The organism is Mesorhizobium sp. P2_A12, from assembly GCF_056405075.1.
Genome location: NZ_JBFUCU010000030.1, coordinates 1 through 19614 on the forward strand (window position 1 = coordinate 1; position 19614 = coordinate 19614).

The window sequence follows — 19614 nt, forward strand, 5'->3', positions numbered from 1 at the left end:
CCGTCAGCCATGACCTTGATCGAGCCGTCGCCGATGTCGATCGCCTGCGAGTAGCCGTCTTGGCCGAACACCAGAGCCGTGGCGCCGATATGCGTCACTGTCGCGCCGTCGGCGCCAGCAACGAAGTCCAGCGTGCCGGTCACCGTCGTACCCTCGGCGACATTCTGCGAAGCCTCGGTCGTGGCCGTCGGCACATCGTCGACGATGTTGACCGACAGCGTGCCGTTGACGCTCTGCGCGTCCTGGTCGGTGAGCGTGACAGTGAAGTTCTCGAACAGGCTGTTGGTGCCCTGGACGGCGGGATGCGCCTCATTGTCGAGGAGCGTGTAGGTGTAGCTCACCTGACCGGTCGCGGTGTCGTAGGCCGTCACCGTCAACGTGTTGCCCAGCGCCGTCGTGAACGAGCCAGCCGTGAACACGCCATTGGTGATGAAATTGTGGCCGTCGATCGCCAGCGAGGCGATGCCGTCGGGCGAGGAAATGGCGAAGGTGCCGCCTTGTGTGGTGCTTTCCTTGGCAGTGTCGGAGCCGTCCGACTCACCGGATCCACGGTTGGCCATCAGGTCATTTTCGTTGACGACGACGTCGCCGCCACCGGCCGCCGGCGTCAGGTCGCTGATCGTCGGTGTCGAATTGCCGATCGAGATCGTCAACGTCGTGTGCGACAGGTCTCCGTCGCCATCCTTGATCGTATAGGTGAACACGTCGTGGACGCCGCCAGGCGTGCCGGCATCGCGCACATAGCTGTAGGAGCCGTCCGCCTGCAGCGTCAGCGTGCCATAGGCGCCGTGGATCGGCGTGTTCAGTGTGACGCCGCTGTCCAGATCGGCATTGGTCGTGCCGGCGGCAACGCCCGCAACCTTCGCGTCATCGGCGCCCTTGGTGTCGGCGCCCGCCGCATTGCCGTCGCTGCCAGCGCCGCTGATCACATTGCCGCCTATCGGCGCGTGCGAACCCGCCGCCACCGCGTCGGTGTCGGCAACTGCCGTCGGTGCGTCATCGATGATGTTGATGACCAGATTGCCGCCCGGGGCCGGATTGCCATTTGCATCCGTCACCGCGACCGGGAAGCTCACATTGGTGGCGTTGCCAGAGGTGTTGTCGAGAAGCGTGTAGGTGTAGTGGATGGTGCCGATGCCGGTCGCCGCATCGAAGACATAGCTCGCCGTTAGCGAGCCGGTCCCATCGGTGAAGGTCTGAGCCACACCGCTCAGCACATGGCCGTCGAGCGAAACCACCGACACGCCGTCAGGCGAGGTGAAGCCGATGTTGCCCGAGGTCGTCTCCGACGACGCGGACGCGTCCGAGCCGGCAGGCTCGCCGCCACGCGCCGGGAGGCCGGCCTCGTTGACTGTTGCCGATCCGATGAGGTCGATCGAGGGGGTGGAGTCTTCCTTTTCCGCAACGCCAATCGTCAGCTCGCGCCGGTCCAGCAACCCGAACTGCAGGTCTGTCGGGGGCAACAGGGCCGAAAGGCCGAACCCGTCACCGATGCCGCCGGGGGGGATTTCGAAATTCCCGCCTGCACTGGGTGGCGAACCGCCGGGGCCGGCCGACATGGAACCGTCGGCGCCGAAGGCAACGTCGACATGGCTTGCCTCGAGCGCGGCCAGCAACGCAACGCGCGGCACCTCGACGTCGCCAATGACGAAGGTCGGCACGTTCAAGGCGCCGTCCTTGATCACGATCACCGAGCCGTCGGCCTGCTCGAGCACAAGGTTGTGGCCGTCGACCTTGATGTTGTCGATGGAAACGTTGGACGGAAGTTTCACGATATTGCTGGCATCAGCCACATATTCATGGGGTGCCGTCGCTGCGGGTGCGTTCGCTGTCGCCGGCGGTTCCGGCTTGACGGGCGCTCCGCCAACATCGACCGGCACCGGTTCGGCTGCTGCCGGCGCGAGCGGCTGGGTCGAAGTTGCTTGGGCGACCAGGATCTCTCCCGGCGATGCCTGACCATTGTGTTCGCTGGACGCGGAATGCTCGTTCAACGAACCCGAAGAACTGTCCAACTCATTATTGGTGATCATTGCTGAAACCCCTCCGACATTTCCCGGCAAGAGACATTGGCCACTTCTGCTTTGCAACAACCCCGCAATCTATTTCATATACTCCGATATGCTTGCCCCAGCATTTTTTACACGTTGGTAAACCTCGAACATATAACCTGATATATGCCGGCTTCTGCGTAGCTCGCTCGGCGGAGGCTTGACCCGGTCTCTTGGTAAATAGAAGTATAAAAACGAATAAAATTTTAGATAAAATAGACAAAGCCACTTGCCGTAAAGTTATCTACCTTCATTTCCAATAATTTGAGACAAGATTGGTAGCGTTCACAGTCAAAGGTGGGCGTTATGAAAAAAGAAAAATCAGTCCTGGGAAAAACCGGGCTCAAGGTGCTCCTGCTGGCAATCGGCCTTGTCGGCCTGGCAGGACCATCGTTCGCAAATGCCGTTTCCGGGGAGGCTGCTGCTACCGGCACGCCTCTGGAAAGGGTCCTGACGCCGCCCTGTCTCGGCGGTGTTTCTCTGGCGAGGCCGCAGCCCTGGCAGCCTGCGGCTCCTTACCGGATCATCATGGTTTTCGGCAGCTACGGCCCGGCATTTGCTGATCGCGGGGATGGCTCGTCGACGGCGCGCGCTGATGCCGGCATAGATCCGGTGCAGACGGCATCGATCATTCCCGGCGTATTCGGATCGGTTGCGTTGTCCATGCGCAATTTCCCCGTCTCGGCCCGTTGGGCACCCGTCTACCAGGCAATCACCAGCTGCTCGGCAGGCAGCGCCTGCGAGCGCAAAAGTGCGGCCTTTGCCAGCATGGTCTCCGCTGCCCAGGGCAAGGGGTTCAGCGAGAAACTATCCTTCGTCAACAGCAGCGTAAATCACCTGATTGCCTACAGGAAAGACAGCGTCGTCTACGGCAAACTCGACTACTGGGCAAAGCCATCGGAAATTCTCGAACGGCGAGCCGGCGACTGCGAGGATTTTGCCATCCTCAAGATGACGGCTCTGCTAAGGGCCGGCATTCCAACGCAAAGCATGGCGCTCGTTGTTCTCCAGGACCGCAAGCGAGGCTTCTTTCACGCGGTGCTGTCGGTGAGCACAGGCAGCGGCACCTTCATTCTCGACAGCCTCAGCAACACCGTCGTACGCGACAGCGATCTTCCCGACTACGTTCCGCTCTATTCGTTCAGCACGGACCGGGCCTGGATCCACGGCTCGAAACCGGGCGCAGCCCAGATGGCTGAGATCAAAGGCGGCTTCGCGACCGTTGCGCCCGGCGAAGGCGTTCAGCCATAGATTTTCCGGCAAGATCACATGTCGCCAAAAGTGATTTTGGGACAATGATTTGCATGAAAACCAGATCGTGAGCGCATCGGCTGAATCCGGGTCAACGTGACGCGCCTCAGCCGCCGAAGACGAACGCCATCAGCAATTCCGGCTCGACCACCGGGGCCCGCACGACATTCAAATGACCTCGGTATCGACGTTCACCGGCGCCGATGACAAAACCGGTAGCCACCGGGGCTTGGCCGTTGGCATCGAGCCGCGCGAATATGTCGGCGACATTGAGGTCCAGCGCCAGCTTGAGGTCATGACGCGCCTCGTCGTTTGGGGCTATCGGCAATTGACGCTTGACCAGTTGCTGGAACGGCGCGTTGAACGTCAGGATCTTCTTCGACGATGCCAAGGCAAAGGCCGGCGACGGGCAGGCGACCACTATGGCGTTGATGGTGTTGATCGACGCAAGCCTTCGCAAGGTCAGGTTTTCTTCCCCCAAACCACGCATGCAGGCCACCCTGATCGCTGATGTCAGGTTACCTGTCTGTGCCTGACTTTCGGCGATCTCATCGATGAGCATCCCGATCGTGCACTTCCTGCTTTCGGCCATCTGCTTCAGCGTGACCCAGAAAGCCCGTTCCAAACGGATGCCGCGTCGTACGCCGCCGCGTGCCACAACCCGAAATTCCAGCCCAAAATCCTCTGCCGTGACAGGTGGCAGCAGCCGCTCGTGATCGGGAAGAGGAGAGCTGGCGCTACCGCTCACTCATCGCCTCCTGACGTGCCTTGTTGATCGGCTTCAAGAGGTAATTCAGGATCGTCTTGCGCCCGGTCTTGATGTCGACGGAACAGATCATGCCCGGGATGATCGAATAGGCCTTGCCGTCTCGCTCGAGTGTCGATTTGTCCGTCGACACGCGCACTTGGTAATAGGGTTCGCCTGTCTTCTGGTCCACCAGGCTGTCGGCTGTGATGTTGGAGACCTTGCCTTCGATGCCGCCGAAGATCGAGAAATCGTAGGCGGTGACTTTGATCAGCGCGTCCTGGTCAGGCCGGATGAAGGCGACATCTCGCGGTGAAACCCGGGCCTCGACCAGAAGGGTCTCCGAGGTCGGGACGATGCCGGCCACGACCGCGCCAGGCTGGACGAAGGCGCCGACCGTGTTCAGCTCCAGCGTGTTGACAATCCCATCCACCGGAGACCGGATATCCGTGCGCGCGACCTTGTCGGTGGCGCCACGTATGGTCTCATCCACCACCGAGAGATCGGCCAACGCCTCGGTCAGGTCGCTCAGAGCTTCCTGCTGCAACTGCAGGCCGAGCTCGTCGACCTGAAGCTGGGCTTCCGTGATAGCCCCCTTGGTTTTTTTGATGGTTTCACCGGCAAGGTTCAACTGCCCTTGCAGTTCGGTCTGCTCGCGGTCGACGCGAATCTGCTCGGTCCTCGCCATCAGGCCCTTCTTGACCATGGAATCGACCAGCGCCTTTTCCTGGTCGCTAACGGCCAGGTTCTTGGTGAGGCGATCGAGATTGGCAGTGGCTTCGTCCAATTCATTCTGCCGCTGATCGAGGCGCGACTTGAGAACCGACAGCTTGACTTCGAAGTTTTCGCGGCGCGCGACGAGCAGCTTCTGCTCGTTTTCGCAGATTTCCGGCGCTGTCTTCTGGATCTCGGGCGGACAGGGAAATGCGCCTTCGAGATTGGCGCTCTGCTCGAACTGGAGCCGCGCAATGCGCGCCTGCAAGGCACGCGCCTTAGCCTGCTGCTCGCCAAGGCTGGAGGTGTTGAGCGTGTTGTCGAGGCGGATGATGAGATCATTCTTCTTCACGACCTGGCCAATCGTCACTGCGATTTCCTGGACGACACCGGCTTCACTCGCCTGAATGATCTGGGTCTTGGAAGCGGGTATCACCTTGCCGTCTCCTCGCGCGATCTCATCGACTTCGGCAAAGGCTGCCCAGGCGACAAATACAACGAAAAGCGCTCCTATGATGAATATGGACGCCGACGCAAAGAGCGGCGGCCGATCTTCCCTGGCAAGCATTTCCTACGCCCCAACGCATTGGATGCATTCAATTTGTTCGATCAGGCGCTTGTTTTCTGCAACGCCTGTATAACCTGGTCCTTCGGTCCGTCAGCAACGATCTTGCCCTGTTCGATAACGATCAGGCGGTCGGCCAGTTCTAGCATGCTGAAGCGATGTGTGGAGACGATCAGCGTGGTGTCGCGGTCAAAGGCGACCTTGAGCTGCTTTATCAACTGGCGTTCCGATGCGAGATCCATCGAGCCCGATGGTTCATCCAGAAAGACGATTTTCGGCTTGGTCAGCAGCAGGCGTGCGATCGCCACTGTCTGCCTCTGGCCGCCTGAAAGATTGGTGCCACGCTCGCCGACATTCATGTCGTAACCACGCGGATGGCGTGAGACGAAATCGTCGACGCCAGCCGCCTTTGCCGCTTCGATGATTTGCTCATCGGTAGCCTCCGGGCAAGCCATCAGGAGATTTTCCTTGATGGTGCCCGAGAACAGATCGCCAGCCTGTGCAACGATGCCGACAGCGGCGCGAACCTCTGACGGGTGATACTGGCGAATATCGATCCCATCCAGCAGCAGCTCACCGGAGGTCGGCAGGAACAGCCTGCCGACCAGCCGACCCATCGTCGTCTTTCCCGATCCAATGCGACCGATAATGCCGATCCGCTCGCCCGGCTTCACCGTGAAATTCAGACCGGTCAAAACCTCGTTTTCCGAACCGGGATAGACAAACCCGACATTCCTGAACGCCATCGCCCCGTTGCGAATGGGGCGGTTGACGAAACCCACCGTGTCCGGCCGGTCCTCCGGCTGATCCATGATCGAGTTCACCATCCTCAACGAGAGCATGGCCTGGCGAAACCGGGACAGCGTGATGGCGATCTGGCCGAGCGGCGCCACCGCCCTGCTCGCCAGCATGACCGTTCCTATAATTGCTCCTGTCGAAACATGCCCTTCCGAGAAGGCGTAAGCGCCGGCCACCACCAGAGCGACGGTCACCAGCTGTTGTATCGACTGGGTTATGTTGCCTGCCGCCGCCGAGAGCTGCTTGATCTTCTCGGACGTGTTGGCGGCGTTCTTGGAGTGCTCTCCCCATTTTCGCAGCAGATACGCCTCGGCGCGCAGCGATTTGATCGTCTCCAGCGTGGAGATGGATTCGACCAGCAGGGCCTGGCGTTGCGAAGCTTCGTTCATCGAGGCGGCGACGCGCTTGCCGATGCGGCGCTGGGTAATCAAGCCGACGATGACGGACATCACAAAGGCCAGCGCCGGTATGATCACCAGCCAGCCGCCTATCGCATAGATGACGAGAAGAAAGACGAAGACGAATGCCGTGTCGATGAACACGCTGATGGTGTTCGAGGTGAAGAACTCTCTGACGAACTCATATTGCGTGACCCGGTTTGCGTATTCGCCGGTCGAGCCGGGACGCGCCGACAGTGACGAGTTCAGCACTTTTTCGAACAGAAGATAGGATATCCGAATGTCCGCCTTGCGCCCGGCATAGTCGATGAGGGAGGCCCTGGCCGTCTTCAGAAGCAGATCGAACAGGATGACGGCACCGATGCCGATGGCCAGAACCCACAGTGTGGATATTGCCTTGTTCGGCAGGATCCTATCGTAGACGTTCATCGTGAAGATGGGTGAGGCGATGGCCAGAACATTGATGAATATCGCTGCAAGGACGACTTTCGAATAGGTGCGCCAGAAGGCGCCCATCGTCCCCGTCAGCCAATGGCGCCTTTCGATCTTCTGCGCCGAGCCGACCTTCATCGCCTCGGTGGCATTGGCGTAGGTGATCGAGAAGGACGCGCCGCCGCTGATATAGCTAGCAGCCAGCTCGGATCTGCTGATCGAGGTGCGGCCGTCCTCCTGGGGCGCGGTCAGGTATTCGCCGGGTTCAATCTCCGCGAGCAGGGCAACAGGCAGTTGACTGGCGCGAAACAGAATGGCGGGCAGATCGACGCGTCCGCGCAGGAAATCGCGATGACTGACATCCTTGACCTCGAGGCCGATGCGCTCGGCAAGGTGCCGAATATCCTCTACCTCAATTCGCGTCTCTGAAATCGGCACCCCGGCAAACAGCACTGTCTCGGCGCTCGGCCTGCCAAGATAGCCGGCGACCGCTGAAAAGCAGGCTTTGAATGCCTCCTTGGGGGAGAGGATGTTGGGTTGCTGGTTCACGATATGCCCGTAAGGACCCTCGCTGGACCCTGCACCGTCCTACTTCTTCCTCACTGGCGCAAGGATATCGAAAGGCAGGTCGTTCTTCTGCTCCGATGGCGTCCGCGCATAGGTCTCGGTGTCCGCGGTTTCTGGTGCGTTGAACTCGGATCGTGCATAGGCCGTCGCTTGCTTTGCCGGCTGAAGACCCATCGTTTTCAGCAATTGACCTGTCGCGGCCAGAAGCCGGTATTGGGCGAACAGCGACGCATAGGATGCTGTGTCCGCCAGCGTTGCCGTGTTGAACCGCGTATTCTGCGCATCGAGCACGTCGAGCAGCGATCGTTGCCCTACCTTGAATTGCTCGCGGTAGGACGAAACCAGCTTTTCACTGGACGCGGCCTGCAGCCTGAGCGTCTTTGCCAGATCGGCTTGCCGGAAGCGGCGATCCCATGACGTGCGGACAGCCTCTTCGATTTCACGCAGAACCTGGTGATAGGCAAGCCGCTGTTCGCTGGCACGGCGGATCTGCTCCTGTTCATTGGCCTTGTCTATGCCGCCTCGATAAAGGTTCCAACGCAGCACCAGACGCGCCTGCAGGTCACTGGCGTCGCCATTGTCGCCGTCAATGTCATACCCTCCCCTGGCACGGCCTTCGGCCAGGACTTCGGGGCCGTATTTCGCCCGGGCCGCGTCCACCATGGAAGCAGCAGCGGCGATATCGCTGGTGGCCATGTGAACGCGTGGATTGTTCTGTCGTGCCAAGCCCAGCGCATCATCAAGGGACCTCGGCAGTGCGGCGGCGACATCACCAGGCCGCGAAGCATTGACCAGCGGTTTCCCGACGGTCTTGAAGAACCGGATCTTGGAGGCTTCCAGTTCTTCGGTCGCCTCCTGCATGCGTGCCTTGGCGGCGAACAGACGCTCCTCGGCCTGCTGCCGGTCGGCCTCGTTCAGCGCCCCGCCCGAGATGCCTTGCCGGATGTCGCCGAGTATCGCCTGATGGAAACCCAGGTTCTTCTTGGCTTCGGCGACGATCGAAGCCTGCAGCATGTATTCAAGGTAGTCTTGGACGACCGACAGCCCGATGAATTCCGAGCGCTCCAGAACACGGAAGGACGCCCCGTCGACCCGCGATGCCTGGCGGTTCAATTCCGCCCGCCGCGCTCCGCTGTCGAATAGCTTCTGTGTAACCACCAGATCCGCTTCTGCCGGATAGAGCGAATCATCCTCTATCGACAGTGAGCGCCGGGACGAATTGTCGAGGCGACGAACTCCGGCCGATGCCTCGACATCGACACTGGGAAGATAAAGGCCCTTGGCCTGCCGCAACTCGAACTCGATTGCTTCGCGGTTTTCGATTGCCTGTCCAATCTCGGGATTGGATTCCACAGCAACAGCCATCGCCTCCTTGAGCGTGAGGGCATGAGCACTCGCGCAGGTCAGCATTGTAGCCGCCATCAAAAGACCAAGGCGCTTGCCGACGGCCGAGATGCTTGTCTTATTCATATAACCCACCCTAACGTTTCCCCCAGCACCCTTATTTGCGAGCGCTACAACCAAGCCAAGGCCTGCCTCCGAGAACTATCCACAGTTTCACGAAATGTGTGAGGAATTATTGAATTAGCTCCTGCTAAATCGATGATTCAGGCCACAAGATTGTTAAATGTAGCAAAAATGGCACATAAGCACAGACTCCCTGCGATTGTATCCGGACGCTGCCAAGTCGGGAAAAGGACAAAAAAGAAGGCGGTGGACCAATGCGGGCAGAATCAACCCTGGATAGCCGCTTTTTGCGACTGAACCAAAGGCAGATCGCGGTTACAGTAAATTTTTCGGGGGATCACGGATTGAGTGAACGGACTGCGTTTCTCAACGTGCGCTTAGCGCAGCCATGCGGTCGAGCGCCGCGGTCAGGCCGCCAAGCGACACCGGAAATGTCAGCTGGGTCTCCGCATCCGTCGTGACATTGAGCTTAAGCACCGTGCCTTTTCTCATCTTTGCAAGCGTCGGCGGATCAATGGAAAACACCGCGAGGCAACCCGTCGGCAGGCAGGTCCTGAACCGCTGCTGGGACAATGGCGGCTGATCGTCGATCTGGGGCGTTATGCCCGCATCGAGCAATATGCCGAAGGGCAGAAGCAGGGTGGTCGTTGCAGAACCATCCGCACGTCTCTGAACCTCCACGGCAAGAAGCCTTTGGCCGTTCTGCTGAACCTGGTCCTGCGAAAGCGAACAGGTCTTTGCATTCTCCCGAACGGAGCAGGCAACGCTCCAGTCCTGGAAGACTTCGCGCAGGGACGACGGTCCATCTGGAAGAGCCGCCTTTTGCTGCGCCGACGCAGGCGACATCAAAGAGAATAGGACTGCCCCGCATGCCAAGACGGCCTTGAGGCCACGCTTCATGTACAGACCCACTCGCGGATCTTGCATTTGTCTCCTGCCGCCTGGCAGGCCTGCAAGGCGAGGTCTTCCGCGTCCCGGCGGGTCGGGGCAGACTTTGCGCCCCACGGGGTGAGCCGGTCGGCTGCCTTCTCGGCCACGGCCAGGGCACCGCAGTGATTGTAAGGAAAGCCGGTCTGGTCGTCGTCATCCCAATGGCGGTGATTGCGGAACACGGCGACGACGGTGCAGTTCTCTCCGCCCGCGTTCTCGCAATGCTTGAGCGCGATGTCCGACGCCTCTTGCCGCTTGTCGGCGCCCCAGAAGAAGCCGTATTTGACATCGGCACTGGAATAGGCGATCGCCGCCCAGATGCCTTTTTCATGCTGAGGTGGCGGAGCCGGCGGCTCCGGCGGCCCTTCCGTCAGATCGGCAGAGATGACTTGCCCGGTCCAGAGCAAGGCAATGCCAAGCACAGCCACAGATCCCGATCTCATCGTCAGCAATCCTCCGCAGGGTTAATGCATGTTGCCCAAAAGTGGCCCGGTTTTGGGACAACGACATGCATAAAAACTAAAGACCTAAGGCGCGTCGCCCGAATCCGTTTCAACGCGACGCGCTTTGGTGCCATCGGCTTCGCCTTCTCACTTCGCCGCAGAAGCGACAGAGATCACCACGCAGCTGTTGCCTGTCGGCAGGAGAAGGGCTTCCCCCGCGTTGCCGCCAAGCTCGTAGACCTCGACCTGGCCGAGGTGGTCGGTGATCTTGCTGCCTCGCGGAAGAATGGACGGGATGTCGGTACAGGGGCTGGCGAACGGCGCCACCCGCACCATCGCCCCTTCGCAACCCGAAGCGGTGGGCGATGCGAAGACGACGCCGGCGGCCGGCCCGCTATATCGTTCCGTCGCATAGTCCATGCCGACAAACGCCTGGACGGCGTGTTTGTCGGCAGCCTGGTCGTTCCACAATGATTTGACGCTGTATTTCGTGCCGGTCGTCAAAATCTGTCCGAGCACCGGAAAGATGGTCGAACAGGCCTGCACGCCGGCTTGTTTGACGTGCTGCAGGAAGGGAGTGTCCGGAAGCGCCGGGTTGGCTGTCTCAGGCTGCGCGGCCGTCGCGCTGCCGACCAGGTTGGCGATCGCGGCATAGTTCCCGGCGGCAAAGCCAAGGCCCGCCACGACCAGCCCCAAAAGTGAAAATCCGACGAGGCGAGGCCACCGCCGCCGCGCGGGTTCGACGAGTCTGTGCCGATCCGCCTCGACGGTCGGGTCGCTGCGTTTTGCGGACGACAACTGGTCCTGCTGGCTCATGGTGCTGCCCCGGTTACTTGACTGGCGAAAGGGCGTCTGTCAGCCCCTTGAGTGTTGCGGTCACGGTGATCGTCTGACCGTCGACGGTCGGGTAGGAGATCGCCGGTGTCGCGTTCTGCGAGATCTGTTGGCGCATGACGGGCCCTACCGGCAACATCCCGACACAGACCACTTCGTTGCAGCCGTTCAGATGAACGTCGATTGACTGGTTCCGCCCCTCGAACTTCAGCGACACCAGGCCGTCGCTCCTGGCGTTCGGCGCGGTGCGCAGGATCATGTACGGCTTGCCGTCCTGCGTGGCGGCCAGCGACCAGCTGAAGGCCATCTTGCCGGACGTGTCCTCGATGACCTGCGAGACATTGCAGACTTTCTTGCGGGCTTTGAGGTTCTCGTCGCAGATCAGTGTCCAATTTTCGAAGGGACGGATGGTGCGCTGGTAGTCCCCCAGCTTCACTTCGGGAGGCACCGTCACATCCGAGGGCTTGATCCTGTATTGCGAGGCAACCTGCCCGACAGCCGGCGCGAGCCCGCTGCTGAGCGCCAGGCAAGTCAGCACGGCAAAGCGGGCAAGGCTGGTTTGCCTGTTCATTCCCGCCTCAGTTCAACGTGAAGCTGAGGCCGGCGCCGACACCGACATGGCCACCCGCGGCCGTGCCGGACAGGTTGCCACGGATGCGACCATCTTCGCTGGTGTAGCCCGCGCCGAAGGCAAAGGCGCCGGCGTCCCGCCAGAAGCCGCCACCCGCCGCGACGCTCAGCTTTCCGGGACGGTCATCGTAGCGCAGCGAGGCAGCGGCGAGCCCGATCGCGGCAGCCTGCCGTGCCTCGTCACGTATGCCGCTGATGTCCTGATTGAGCTGGCTGAGCTTCTGGTCAGTGTAATCATTGGCCTGCTGCAAGGTCGTGACGGCCACTTTGTCGGTGTAGTCGTTGGATGCATCGATGGCGTAAGCCACACGGTTGTCGGTATAGCTCTTGGTCTCAGTTATGCCCTTGTTTAACTGGTTGACATTGACCGCATCGGTGCCGGCGACACCGGGGCCGACATTCGAGATAACCACCGGCGCGTTGACGTCTCCGCCCTGCAGCGTGATGCTGTTCTTCTTGCTGCCGTCCGGATTGGTGTCATACACCACCGCGTTCTGGGTGAGGTTTCCGACGCCGTCTTTCAAATCCTCGATCGCCGTGTTCGTGGCGAAGAGCTGGGAGCCGTTTATCGCGTCGGTGCTGCCGGCGGAAACGCGTCCGGCGGCGACATTGGTGATCGTCCTTTCGGCGCCGGCAGCGCCGACGCTGACGGTTCCGGCCGGAGCCGTCCCGGCATAGGCGTAGGTCTTGCCGTTGATGGTGGTGCTGGAGGTGCCGACGGCGGTCTGCGTCACCGAACCGGAGCCGAGAGCCACGTCGTTGGCGTTGTTGGCCTTGGCGCCCTGACCGAGCGCCACGGCGCCTTGCGCACTTGCCGTGGCACCGTGCCCCGCGGCAAGGCTGTCTGTGCCGCTCGCCACGCTCTCCGGCCCGATCGCGACGCTGTTGGTACCGCTGGCGGCGGAGTCGGCCAGCGTCGAATTGGCGTGGAAATACTTGATGCCGCCGCCATTGGAGATGTTGGTCAAGGCGTTGTCGACGGCCGTGAAGCCGTCATAGACGGTCGAGTAGTTGTTGCCCTGGATTTTGTATGTCGGCCCGGTGATCGACCCGTCGCCGTTGACGACCGAAGTCCCGCCCAGTTGATCGACCAGGCTCTCCGACACGCCGCGAAGCTGGGAGACGTTGACGGCGTCGGTGTTGGCCGAGCCGGCGGCGACATTGGTCAGTTTGCGTTCGGCTCCGGCGGCGCCGACCGACACCTCGCCGGCCGAGGTTTGCGGGCTTGCCAGCGCATAGGCCGTGTAGTTCGCCTGCGCACCGACAGTTGTGACCGATTGGGCGCCCAGCGCGACGCTGTTGGCGAACGTGCTTTGGGCGCCGGCGCCGAGCGCCACCGACTGGACACCGGCGGCGGTCGAATTGGTGCCGAGCGCGAGGCCGTCGGCCAGCATCACATGAGCGTTCTGGCCGATGGCCGTGCCGCCGGGTGCGGTCTGGTCGACGATCGCCCCATTGCCCATGCCGATACCATTGTCGCCGTTGACGACCGTCGTCGGGCCGACAGCGACCGACTCGGCCCCGACCGCGAGCGAGTCGCCGGCCGCCGAATTGGCATGGAAATATTTCGTCGAGGTGACCGAGACCGACGCGATCGCGCCCTGCAACTGGCGGATCGTCACGGCATCCTGGGCCTGGGTGCCGTCCGCCACATTGGTGATCTGACGATAGGCGGTGGACGTGCCGACCGAAACGGCGCCCAAGAGTGTCTTGTCGGTGGTGTTGTATTGGATGAAGTTGGAAGGACCGGCGGCAATCTGGCCCGTGGCCGGCGCCAGTGCGCGATCGGAGACCGAACCGGAACCAAGCGCCACGCTGCCGTCGATGCTGGCCTGGCTGTCGCGGCCGAGCGCCAGCCCGCTGACGCCCGTTGCAGTCGCCTGGTAACCGACAGCGGTGGAGCCGACCCCTTGCGCGAAGGAATCGGTTTTCGCCAATCCGGTCTCGTTGGTGCGGGCGTAGCGGATGCCCACGCCATTGGCGTCGGTATAGGCGGTCGAGGTGTCGCCGGCGATGTTGTTGATCGTGTTGCCGAGATCGGTCACCGAACCGCCGATCGTGTTGAGCGTGGTGCCGATGGCGTCGACGGCCTGGTTGGTGGCGAAGAGCTGCGAACCGTTGATCGCGTCGGTCGAGCTGCCGCTGATGCGACCGGCCGCCAGATTGGTGAGCGTGCGCTCCGCGCCGGGGGCGCCGATGCTGACCGTCGAGGTCGGCGTGGTGCCCTGGAAGGCATAGGTCGTGCCGTTGATCACGGTGCTGGGCGTGCCAACCGCCACGGCGGTCACCGAGCCCGAGCCAAGCGCCACGTCGCCGGCATTGCTGGCGGTGGAGAGGGCGCCCAGAGCGAGCGCATTCGAGGCGCCGGCATTCGCTCCGGCGCCGAGAGCAGCCGCTTGGACGCCGGTTGCGAACGCGTTCTGGCCGATCGCCGTGCTCGACGTGGCTGTTGCATTGGCGTTGGCGCCGATCGCGGTGCTGTATTGGCCTGAGGCCTTGGAAATGTAGCCCAACGCCGTTGCGTCGAGGGCAGATGCGACCGCGCCTGTGCCGATGGCCGAGGCGTTGACATCGGAGGCAGTCGCATTGGTGCCGGCCGCGATGGCGCTCGCCCCCGACGCGGTCGAGGTGGGTCCGATCGCAACCGAGTCCGTGCCTGCCGCCGACGAGTCCGCCAGCGTCGAGTTGGCATGGAAATACTTGATGCCGCCGCCGACATTGATGTTGTTGACCACGGCGCCGATGGCGTCGACCGCCTGATTGGTGGCGAAGAGCTGCGAGCCGTTGACCGCGTCCGTCGAGGAGCCGCTGATCCGCCCCGCTGCCAGATTGGTGAGCGTGCGTTCCGCGCCGGGCGCGCCGATGCTGACCGTCGAGGTCGGCGTGGTGCCTTGGAAGGCATAGGTCGTGCCGTTGATCACCGCATTGGGCGTACCGACCGCCACGGCGGTCACCGAGCCCGAGCCGAGCGCGACGTCGCCTGCGTTGACGGCGCTGGAGAGGGCACCCAGCGAGAGCGCATTCGCCGCGCCGGCATTCGCGCCCGCGCCGAGAGCGGCCGCTTGAACGCCGGTTGCAAACGCGTTCTGGCCAATCGCCGTGCTGGACGTGGCTGTCGCATTGGCATTGGCGCCGATCGCGGTGCTGTATTGCCCCGAGGCCTTGGATATGTAACCCAACGCCGTTGCGTCGAGGGCCGATGCAACGGCGCCGTTGCCGATGGCCGAGGCGCTGATGCCGGAGGCGCTCGCATTGGTGCCGGCCGCGATGGCGCTCGTCCCCGTCGCAGTCGCGACGGGTCCGATCGCGACCGAGTCCGTGCCGGTCGCCGAGGAGTCCGCCGCCGTCGAGTTGGCATGGAAATACTTGATGCCGCCGCCGACGTTGATGTTGTTGAGCGTGGTACCGATGGCGTCCACCGCCTGGTTGGTGGCAAAGAGCTGCGAGCCGTTTATCGCGTCCGTCGAGGATCCGCTGATCCGACCCGCCGCCAGGTTTGTGAGCGTGCGTTCCGCACCCGGCGCGCCGATGCTAACCGTCGAGGTCGGAGTGGTGCCCTGGAAGGCGTAGGTCGTGCCGTTGATCACCGCATTGGGCGTACCGACCGCCACGGCGGTCACCGAGCCCGAGCCGAGCGCCACGTCGCCGGAACTCGCCGCCGCGGTCGCGCCATTGCCGAGCGCGACATTGCCTGCAAGGCCGGCGGCACCCGCGGTGGAGCCGTTGCCCAACGCGACGGAGCCCTGCCCGATGGCCTTGTTGTTGTTGCCGATGGCGACGGCGCCGGCGGCCTGGTTGGCGGCGGTGGCGGTCGCCGTGCCGTCGCTGTTGGCGATGTTGTTGGCGCCGCCGGTAAAGGCGCCGGTGCCGCTGGCATAGCTGGGATCGCCGATGGAGACAGCGCCATCGCCATAAGCGGTGTTGCCGGAGCCGATGGAGACGGCCTTGCCGCCCGTCGCGGTCGAGCCCCTGCCGACGGCCACGGCATCGGTGGAGTTCGCCACCGCGCCGAGGCCGACCGCCACGGCATTCGCCGCGGTCGCGCTGGCATTGTTGCCGACCGCCACGGTGGCGGTGCCCGTGCTTTGCGCTCCCGAACCCGCCGCAACGGAGCCGACACCGCTCGATACGCTGGCATTGCCCAGGGCCAGCGCGGCATTGCCCGAAGCATTGGCCGCAGGACCGAAGGCTATTGCATTTGCCGCCGTCGCCTTCGAGGTTGCACCGATTGCCGTGGCGTTGGTTTGGGATGCGGTCACGTCCGTGCCGATGGCGATCGCGCTTCCGGCAAGGGCGCCCGTACCGGCAGCGGAGCGGGCGCCCAGATAGACCGAGTTCACGCCGCTTGCGATGGCGGCGGTGCCAATCGCGGCGCCGTTGGTCTGGCTGGCTTGAGCGTTGTGGCCGATCGACGTGGTGTTACTGACGGTGACGCCGATACCGGCATTGGTGCCGATCGCAACGTTGTCGTTGCCGGTAACCAGACTGCCCGCGGAAGCGGAAAGTGTAGCGTCGTAGGCGACGCCGCCGTCGCCGGTGCCGAGGGCAACGTTGCGCGCGCCAGTTACACCAGAACCGGCGCCTCGCGTCACGCTGGGGATGCCACCTCCTATTGCGGTATTCTGTCCGCCGCTGACGAACTGGCCCGCCGCAATGCCCACCGCAACCGAATTGGCGTTGGCGGTGGTGGATCCGACGCCGGCCGCCAGACCGACCGCCACCGTGCTGCCGCCAACGGCCGCCGCTTGCGCACCGAGCGCAAGCGAACTGTTACCGGTGGCCTGGGCGGCCGGGCCGAGTGCGGCCGCATTTACGTTTGATGCCGCCGCACCCTGGCCGAGGGCGATGGAGGAAACGCCGCTGGCACTGGACTGCCGGCCGATGGCGGTGGAGGAATCGCCGCTGGCGACAGACCCCCAGCCTGCGGCCGTGGAATAGTTGCCGCTGGCTTCGGAGCTGGTGCCGAGGGCGGTGGAGTTCCCTCCCGAAGCAACGGAGAAAGTGCCCAAGGCGTTGGCGCCGGCTCCTGTGGCACTGGCCTGGACGCCGAGCGCAACCGAATTGACGCCGCTTGAGACCGTGCCTGAGCCTAGCGCCATCGCGCCGCCGGCGCCTGTGGCCTTCGCTTGCAGGCCGAGAGCCACCGAGTATTGTGCCGACGAAACGGATGAACGCCCTATCCCGATGGCGTCGGCTTGCGATGCCGTCACATCCGTGCCGATGCCGATCGCGCTCTGAGCCAGCGCTCCCGTTCCTGCGGCGGTGCGCGAGCCAAGATAGATGGAGTTGATCTGCGAGGCGAGCGACTGGAAGCCGATCGCGACGGCGTTCTGGGCGCCCGCGTTGGCATTGGTGCCCTCAGCAATGGAATCGGCTCCGTTTTGCACGGCTCCGGATCCAAACGCGATACCGCGCACGCCGTTTGCCGTGCCGCCGCCGCCGAAAACCTGTGCTGATGCCGGCGTGGCGATGCCGCCCAATGCGATCGCACCCAGCGCCGCCGCCAACACCTTGCCGATCCCGAGCATGCCGAGTCCAGATCCCTTGCGGCGCATGCCGAGCACGCGATAGGCCATGCGCAGGACCGCCATCAGGCGGCGGCGGATCGAGCGGGAGCGGTGATCGGCACCCGCGATCCGGTGCCCGGCGAAATGCCCTGCCCGACGCTGAACAAGCGAGCCGTTCGAAATGAGATTGTCGGTCATGGTCCCTCTCCGCTGGCCGGCATGGAAATGTCAGACAATTCCAGCTCAACGCAGGAAGACATGATTCCGGCTTTCCGTATTTCAGGAAATTGCTGTCTTGTGAGAAAAGAGGGGAGCAACCCAGCGGGAGTTAACAGTCTGTTACTTTAGGTCACGCTTTGATAAGCGGCAATTAAACAACTTTCCGGATGATATTTTACTTATTTTTTTGAACTGATCTTACTCTGGCGCGCCTGCAATGGCGTTGTTTTTCGATATTTCTTCATCATCGTGGTAAAGTGGCTCTGGCTCGAAAACCCGCTCAGATGCGCGACGTCCGCGATCGTCATACTGTTGTCGGCAAGCAGCCTTTCCGCGAAGGCCAGCCGCAGATCGAGAACGTACTGATGCGGCGGCGCCCCGAACGTCCTGGAGAAAGCTCGCACGAAGTGATAGGGCGACAGCCCGCAAACCGCAGCCATCTCGGCAAGCGTCAGCTTGCGCGCAAAGTTCTCGTTCAAGAACTCCTGCACCTTGCGTGCACTGCGAACGGAAAGCCCGCCTTTGACGTTCAGTGCCGGCTGTCGCGCCGCGTCCGTCCCGGACGTCCATCCCGCGGAATCATCATCGCGCCGCACTTTTCGGCCTCCTGATACCGCCCCTAAGGACATCAACCTGAGGGCGGATTGTCCGTTCCCTCAAGCAAACAATTCGTGATTGATCGAACTGTCTTATGACACAGAGCATGGGCACATTCGTGATGGACGTATTTTGCAAAATTCGGGAATCTTTGTAGGAAATGCCTGTCTTGGGTGCCTGAGCAGCAGGTGTCGCTGCCTTGCCAGACCAATGCATGTCGCTCGATTTCAAAGCGGCGCGCGGCTTTTCAGTTCTGGCGGAAGCATATGCGGTCCTGGGTGTTCTTCCCCTGTACTTCTTCATGGGCGCCAAATGGCTTTGGTCCAAAAATCCAGCCAGATAAGCGACTTCGGCAATCGCGAGCTCGCCATCGAGGAGCAGCTTTTCCGCGAAGTCGAGACGCAGGTTGATCAGGTACCGATGTGGCGGCATCCCGAACGTCGTGGCAAACCTTGCTATGAAATGATTCGGTGAAACTCCTGCGACCGAGGCGAGTTCGGCGGCCCGTATTTTTCGCATGATGACGGCGTTCTCCCTGGTCGCCGACCAGGCAAGCCTGCTGTCCACGCCCGCCGGGTTGATGACGAGGCAGCCGACTGGCGCATGATACTCCGTCAGCCTGTCGCTGCCGGGCGAAGCGCGCAACTTGGCTGCCGGTGCCAGCACAATCCCAACCGAATGTTTGCTGCCCAGGAACGTCTGCGATCCAGGACCGCGGCGGACGAAGTGTATCACGCTGCCCTGGGCCGTGGCCTTTCGGGGACCCTCGCTTTCGGCGATGATGTCCAGGACGTATCGTGTCGTTTGGTTTCGATCGACGCCTCGGGAATCGCCGCTCCCCCGAGCCTCGTCTGGGTATTTCATTCCACCTCGCCTGCGTTGCCGCCGCCTGAAAGCCCCCTTCGCCCGCGTCAACCCGCAATCAGCGTATCGCGAGGGCCGGGGTTAAGGAAGAACATTGTATACAACCGCAAAATTATGTTTTGGATGAAAGGCAAAGCAGGGATTGCTAAAGGAAGCAACGAGGATTTTTGTTTCAAATGGCAAGGCCTTTTCCAGCCGCGCATTGCGTCTGATGACATGAGCGAGGCATGCCTTTCCAGCGACCTGGGAGGAATTGAAAAATATTCTCGTCAGCTACGCGTGAACTCGGAGCCATGACGCGGCATAGGGTCAGCCTGTTCGTCGCGCTTGGCTAGGAATCACCGCGACGCTTTTCGTACAAATCCCACGCAAGTTCCACAAAACCCAGAAGGACATCCTCCTCGTCCCACCCGGCAGCCACCGCCGCCTGGACGATTTCGCGGATGTGAGGCAGCAATCGGCTCTGACATTCAGCCGCCATGTCGACGGCGTCACCCACGGGAGGTCCATCGAAGTTGAATTCCATCATGCGGCGCTCCCCTCGCCATCGATCGATGTGTTACATCGTCAATTTCATTTCTGCTGATATACAACGACTCCGGAAC

The 19614-nt window shown here is 62.2% G+C and carries 14 protein-coding genes; 1 reads left to right on the forward strand and 13 read right to left on the reverse strand.

Going from position 1 to position 19614, the window contains the following annotated elements; all coding sequences use genetic code 11:
* Positions 1-2030 (reverse strand): hypothetical protein (locus AC1DZU_RS32825; protein ID WP_477291246.1); only part of this gene is annotated, 2030 nt, incomplete at its 3' end.
* A gap of 324 nt (positions 2031-2354) precedes the next feature.
* On the opposite strand from AC1DZU_RS32825, the gene AC1DZU_RS32830 reads away from it, so the two are divergent.
* Entirely contained in the window at positions 2355-3299 is a 945-nt protein-coding gene (locus AC1DZU_RS32830) for a transglutaminase-like cysteine peptidase (RefSeq protein WP_477291248.1), read from the forward strand.
* A gap of 106 nt (positions 3300-3405) precedes the next feature.
* Here the strand turns inward: AC1DZU_RS32830 and AC1DZU_RS32835 are convergent, their stop codons facing one another.
* From AC1DZU_RS32835 to AC1DZU_RS32890, 12 genes are all read right to left on the reverse strand, one after another.
* A complete protein-coding gene (locus AC1DZU_RS32835) occupies positions 3406-4047 on the reverse strand; it encodes a ribbon-helix-helix domain-containing protein (RefSeq protein WP_477291250.1) in 642 nt (213 codons plus the stop codon).
* A complete protein-coding gene (locus AC1DZU_RS32840) occupies positions 4037-5326 on the reverse strand; it encodes an HlyD family type I secretion periplasmic adaptor subunit (RefSeq protein WP_477291252.1) in 1290 nt (429 codons plus the stop codon). The genes AC1DZU_RS32835 and AC1DZU_RS32840 overlap by 11 nt, the downstream gene beginning before the upstream one ends.
* 41 nt (positions 5327-5367) lie before the next feature.
* A complete protein-coding gene (locus tag AC1DZU_RS32845) occupies positions 5368-7500 on the reverse strand; it encodes a type I secretion system permease/ATPase (protein ID WP_477291254.1) in 2133 nt (710 codons plus the stop codon).
* Positions 7501-7539: 39 nt separating this feature from the next.
* Complete coding sequence (locus AC1DZU_RS32850) at positions 7540-8988, reverse strand: TolC family protein (RefSeq protein WP_477291256.1); 1449 nt, start codon at positions 8986-8988, stop codon at positions 7540-7542.
* 363 nt (positions 8989-9351) lie between these two features.
* A complete protein-coding gene (locus AC1DZU_RS32855) occupies positions 9352-9885 on the reverse strand; it encodes an invasion associated locus B family protein (protein ID WP_477291258.1) in 534 nt (177 codons plus the stop codon).
* Positions 9882-10358, reverse strand: a complete 477-nt coding sequence (locus AC1DZU_RS32860) for a DUF4189 domain-containing protein (protein WP_477291260.1) — start codon at positions 10356-10358, stop codon at positions 9882-9884. The genes AC1DZU_RS32855 and AC1DZU_RS32860 overlap by 4 nt, the downstream gene beginning before the upstream one ends.
* 147 nt (positions 10359-10505) lie before the next feature.
* Positions 10506-11174 carry a hypothetical protein gene (locus AC1DZU_RS32865; protein WP_477291262.1) on the reverse strand — a complete coding sequence of 223 codons (669 nt, stop codon included), beginning with the start codon at positions 11172-11174 and terminating at the stop codon, positions 10506-10508.
* 13 nt (positions 11175-11187) lie between these two features.
* Complete coding sequence (locus tag AC1DZU_RS32870; protein WP_477291264.1) at positions 11188-11763, reverse strand: invasion associated locus B family protein; 576 nt, start codon at positions 11761-11763, stop codon at positions 11188-11190.
* A 7-nt stretch (positions 11764-11770) separates the two neighbouring features.
* Positions 11771-17527 carry a calcium-binding protein gene (locus tag AC1DZU_RS32875; RefSeq protein ID WP_477291266.1) on the reverse strand — a complete coding sequence of 1919 codons (5757 nt, stop codon included), beginning with the start codon at positions 17525-17527 and terminating at the stop codon, positions 11771-11773.
* 200 nt (positions 17528-17727) lie between these two features.
* Positions 17728-18144 (reverse strand): helix-turn-helix domain-containing protein, encoded by a 417-nt coding sequence (locus tag AC1DZU_RS32880; protein ID WP_477291268.1) that lies wholly within the window; start codon positions 18142-18144, stop codon positions 17728-17730.
* Entirely contained in the window at positions 18131-19009 is an 879-nt protein-coding gene (locus AC1DZU_RS32885) for a helix-turn-helix domain-containing protein (protein ID WP_477291270.1), read from the reverse strand. Before AC1DZU_RS32885 ends, AC1DZU_RS32880 begins: the two co-directional genes overlap by 14 nt.
* Positions 19010-19340: 331 nt before the next feature.
* Entirely contained in the window at positions 19341-19538 is a 198-nt protein-coding gene (locus tag AC1DZU_RS32890; RefSeq protein WP_477291272.1) for a hypothetical protein, read from the reverse strand.
* Between the last annotated feature and the right edge of the window lie 76 nt (positions 19539-19614).